A 4,580-nucleotide genomic window follows, 5' to 3' on the forward strand; every position below is an offset into this window, starting at 1 on the left:
TGGGTGCTGGAGAGCGGCGACCCGGAGCGACTCTCCATCACCGACGGCAAGCTGCCCGAGGTGGACGTGACCGCGCTGCCGGTGCTCTTCGGCGCTCAGGTCTCCAGTGCGATCGAGCGGACCGTGCCGGTGGGAGCCATCTGCAGCCACTCGCTGTCAGCGCCCTGCTTGGCGAGGAAGTTGCCGGATCCGACGAAGCCGAACCAGCCGTTGCCGCCCAGCGCGATGTCGGACACCTGACCGCCCGACGCCATCGTCTTCCAGCCACCGAGGATGTCGAACTTGGCCAGGAAGTCGCCGCCCTGGAGGACGCCGATCCAGCCGTCCTTGAGGACGACCCGGGTGGCGCCACCGGAGTTGACGGCGCCCGGCCAGGCCGAGTCGACACCGTCCTTGACGGTCACCTGGCCGGCTCCGTTGACGAAGGCGAACCGGTTGTTGTCGATGGCGATGTCCTTCAGCCCGGCCGCGTCGGCCATCGTCCGCCAGGATCCCTGGATCCCGGACTTGGCCAGGAAGGAGTCGCCCTGCTGGACGCCTATCCAGCCGCCGCTGAGGACGACCTTGCGGGCGCCGCCGCCGTTGATCGCGCCCGGCCAGGCCGCATTGACCCCGTCCTTGACGAACACCTGCCCGACGGCGTTGACGAAGGCGAACCGGTCACCGCTGATCGCGATGTCCCGCATGTCGGGGGTCCGGGCCATCCCCACCCAGTTGCCGAAGATGCCCTGCTTCGCCCAGAAGGTGTCACCGGCCATGATGCCGATCCACTGGCCGTTCAGGACGACCTTGGTCGCGCCGCCCCCGTTGATCGGGTTCTCCCACGACGAGTGTGACCCATCCTTCGCGATCACCTGGCCGGCCCCGTTGACGAAGGCGAACCGGGAGATCATCCGCGCGGCCACGTCCGCGCGCATCTGGTCGAGATCGACGAAGGCCGGGTCGGGCTTTCCCTCGATGCTAGTCTCGCGGTGGCCGCGGGCGTACGAGGCGTCCTTGCCCAGCCGCCGCAGTACCGCCGCGGTTGCTGTGACCGAGGCGCCGTACTGCGCCGGCGTCATCGCGGCGTTGACGCCGTTGTACTCGATCTCCCAGCCGATCAGCATCGCGTTGCCGTTGCCGGCCGGGATCGGCCCGCTGCCGCCGGACGTTCCGGCGTGGTTGGCACTGTTGGCCGAGATGACGTGGAAGACGCCGTTGTAGTCGACCAGGGCGTGGCACAACGGACCGGCCAGGTCGGAGCGGCCGTTGATGCAGATGCCGAGCGACGGGTTGGGGTCGGAGGGACTGGGATTGCCGGCGGTGTGATGCCACAACACGCCGATCGGGTCGAAGGCGCCGCCGGTACCGCGGCCTTGCCAGTTGCCCTCTTCGACCACGTTGAGCCCGGCTTCGCGCAGAACGTCAGCCAGCCAGGGGATGGAGGTCATCTGCGGTCCTTCCGGGCGATGGGTGCCGCGGCCAGGTCGGCGAGACACTGGGGCCGCCCGGCCGGCGCTGCCGAGGCAGGGCTGACCGTGGTGATCACGGCTGCCGCGGCGATGGCCGGGATGGCGCCGAGGAGGGCACGGCGAGCGACGGGGTGGGACGGATGGGCGTTGGTTGTCACGATGTTGCTCCTCACAGATGGTTTGACGGTCAGGTTTCGAGGGTGATGTCGCGGACCTGGCCGCCGCCGGCCATGCCTAGCCAGGGGTTGTCGGCGCCTTGTTTGGCGTAGAAGTCGCCGGAGCCGATGAAGCCGAACCAGCCGTTGGCGCCGAGGGTGATGTCGGTGACCTGGCCGCCGTCGGCGAGGGTTTTCCAGGTGCCGAAGATGTCGAACTTGGCGAGGAAGTTGCCGCCTTGCAGGATTGCGATCCAGCTGCTCTGGAGTTCGATTCGGGTGGCGCCGCCGCCGTTGAGGGCGTTCGGCCAGGGGGAGTCTGCGCCGTCCTTGACGAAGACCTGGCCGGCGCCGTTGACGAATCCGAAGCGGTTGCCGTCGATGGCGATGTCGATGACGTCGTTGCCGCCGGTCAGTACTTTCCAGGTGCCGAAGATGTCGAACTTGGCGAGGAAGTTGCCGCCTTGCAGGATGCCGATCCAGCCGCTGTCGAGGACGACCTTGGTGGCGCCGCCGCCGTTGATCGGTGTTGACCAGGGTGAATCCGCACCGACATTGACCAGAACTTCACCGGCGGCGTTGACGACGGCGAACCGGTCACCGTCGATTGCGATGTCGCGCGTTCCGGCGCCTTGTGCCATCAGTTTCCAGGCGCCGTTGATTCCTGATTTGGCCCAGAAGTTGGTGCCGTCCAGAATGCCGATCCACTGACCACTCAACACGACCTTCGAAGCGCCACCACCGTTCAGCGCGCCAGGCCACGGCGAATGCGAACCATCCTTGGCGAACACCTGACCAGCCGCGTTCACAAACGCAAACCGCTGGATCGCGACCTCGGCCATCATCGACCGGGCTTTGCCCTCGGCTGCGTCGTACCGGTCGGGGTGTGCGGATCGCTGGACGTCCTGGGCGATCTGACCCGCGGTGAAGCCGGGGTTCGCGGCGTCGGAGTTCTTGGCCCGGGTGAAGAAGGAGTTCGATGCGAAGCGAACATCCCTGATCTGGTCCGGTGTCCCCCAGCCCTGTGACGGACGCTGCTGGAAGACGCCGAGCGAGTCCTGGTCCCCGCAGTTGAGGTTGTTCATCCGGGACTCGACCCAGCCGGTCTCGAAACCGGCGAGCATCACCTTGTCGGAGACACCGAGTTCGGAACCGACCTGGTAGACGATCTGGGTGACGGCGAGATCCCGGTCGGGCGGAATGCTCGGGCAGTCGGCGTGGGCGGGCATCGCGGGCAGGGCCACGAGTCCGCCGGCCACCACCACCAAGGTGAGCAGGCGGCGCAATGAGCTGAACTTGGACAACTTGGGCTCCTTCATGAGGATCAGGTTTCGAGGGTGATGTCGCGGACCTGGCCGCCGCCGGCCATGCCTAGCCAGGGGTTGTCGGCGCCTTGTTTGGCGTAGAAGTCGCCGGAGCCGATGAAGCCGAACCAGCCGTTGGCGCCGAGGGTGATGTCGGTGACCTGGCCGCCGTCGGCGAGGGTTTTCCAGGTGCCGAAGATGTCGAACTTGGCGAGGAAGTTGCCGCCTTGCAGGATTGCGATCCAGCTGCTCTGGAGTTCGATTCGGGTGGCGCCGCCGCCGTTGAGGGCGTTCGGCCAGGGGGAGTCTGCGCCGTCCTTGACGAAGACCTGGCCGGCGCCGTTGACGAATCCGAAGCGGTTGCCGTCGATGGCGATGTCGATGACGTCGTTGCCGCCGGTCAGTACTTTCCAGGTGCCGAAGATGTCGAACTTGGCGAGGAAGTTGCCGCCTTGCAGGATGCCGATCCAGCCGCTGTCGAGGACGACCTTGGTGGCGCCGCCGCCGTTGATCGGTGTTGACCAGGGTGAATCGGCACCGTCTTTGACCAGTACTTGACCGGCGGCGTTGACGACGGCGAACCGGTCACCGTCGATTGCGATGTCGCGCGTTCCGGCGCCTTGTGCCATCAGTTTCCAGGCGCCGTTGATTCCTGATTTGGCCCAGAAGTTGGTGCCGTCCAGAATGCCGATCCACTGACCACTCAACACGACCTTCGAAGCGCCACCACCGTTCAGCGCGCCAGGCCACGGCGAATGCGAACCATCCTTGGCGAACACCTGACCAGCCGCGTTCACAAACGCAAACCGCTGGATGGGACAGTTGCGGCCGACATGGGTCGTTGGGGTCGGTCGATACTCCAGCGCAGTACCGTCGAGCACGATCGGAGCCTGAACCCCGTCTGCCAGTTGTTCGTAGTGCAGGTGCGGTCCGGTGGAGTTGCCGGTGGATCCAACCAGGCCGAGGATCTGACCGGCCTCGACCTGCTGTCCGACCGACACGTTGATGACGCTCAGATGGGCGACCCGGCTGGACCAGCCGCCGCCATGAGAGACCACGACCTCGTTGCCGTAGCCGCCGTTGACACCGGCCGACACGACCGTGCCGGCAGCCGAGGCGAGCACTGGCGAACCCAGGTCACCGCCAGGTGCGCCGATGAAGTCCAGCGCCTGCGTCACTTCGGCGTCGTGATGGGAGTAGGAACGGGACTCCCCGCAATTCCATGGTGCGTGGAAGTCCGGGCGGGATCCGGCAGCCTCGGCAGGGCTCGGGAGGACGATCCCGGCGAGGCCGACCATCAGCGTCAGCAGCAGAGCGGTGCGCCTGGCACCCGTTCTTCTTACGGTGCGCATGTAGGGCCTTTCGGCTCGGGCGCCCGTCTGCCGGGCGGCCTGGGAGCAAAAGCAAAACTGACGCCACCCAGCCCGCCAAGGGCTTTCGATCATGATTTAAGCCGTCGCCATCACCCCCGAAAGGCACCGCGAATGCCCCGTAGTCCGTCGTATGTTGTGGGCTGCCGTGTGCCCGAAAAAGACGCCGGTCTGCACCGCGCCGCACCAGGCCCTGTCCGGCGTCCGCCTGCCCGCCCGACAGGGGCGGGGTGGACCCCGCCGCCCCGCCCGAGCGCCCGTGGCGGCGGTCGCACGTCGGAGTAACCGGGCGGGGGTGGG

4 protein-coding genes are annotated in these 4,580 nt (G+C 66.9%); all 4 read right to left on the minus strand.

Annotated elements, in window-relative coordinates:
• Window positions 1–95: 95 nt before the first annotated feature.
• From ABZ004_RS40420 to ABZ004_RS40435, 4 genes are read right to left on the minus strand one after another with little or no spacing between them, the layout of a single operon-like run.
• Complete coding sequence (locus ABZ004_RS40420; RefSeq protein ID WP_355687606.1) at window positions 96–1,430, minus strand: N-acetylmuramoyl-L-alanine amidase; 1,335 nt, start codon at window positions 1,428–1,430, stop codon at window positions 96–98.
• Complete coding sequence (locus ABZ004_RS40425; RefSeq protein ID WP_355687608.1) at window positions 1,427–1,609, minus strand: hypothetical protein; 183 nt, start codon at window positions 1,607–1,609, stop codon at window positions 1,427–1,429. Before ABZ004_RS40425 ends, ABZ004_RS40420 begins: the two co-directional genes overlap by 4 nt.
• Window positions 1,610–1,638: 29 nt before the next feature.
• On the minus strand, window positions 1,639–2,925 hold the full coding sequence (locus ABZ004_RS40430) for a hypothetical protein (protein ID WP_355687610.1): 1,287 nt from the start codon (window positions 2,923–2,925) through the stop codon (window positions 1,639–1,641).
• 5 nt (window positions 2,926–2,930) lie between these two features.
• Window positions 2,931–4,262, minus strand: a complete 1,332-nt coding sequence (locus ABZ004_RS40435; RefSeq protein ID WP_355687612.1) for a M23 family metallopeptidase — start codon at window positions 4,260–4,262, stop codon at window positions 2,931–2,933.
• Window positions 4,263–4,580: the final 318 nt, after the last annotated feature.

Source organism: Kribbella sp. NPDC006257, assembly GCF_040613535.1.
GTDB lineage: Bacteria > Actinomycetota > Actinomycetes > Propionibacteriales > Kribbellaceae > Kribbella.

Bases quoted from the DNA above. Each gene is read 5' to 3' on its own strand.
- ABZ004_RS40420 (WP_355687606.1), bottom strand. From the start codon at position 1,430: ATGACCTCCATCCCCTGGCTGGCTGACGTTCTGCGCGAAGCCGGGCTC.
- ABZ004_RS40430 (WP_355687610.1), bottom strand. From the start codon at position 2,925: ATGAAGGAGCCCAAGTTGTCCAAGTTCAGCTCATTGCGCCGCCTGCTC.
- ABZ004_RS40435 (WP_355687612.1), bottom strand. From the start codon at position 4,262: ATGCGCACCGTAAGAAGAACGGGTGCCAGGCGCACCGCTCTGCTGCTG.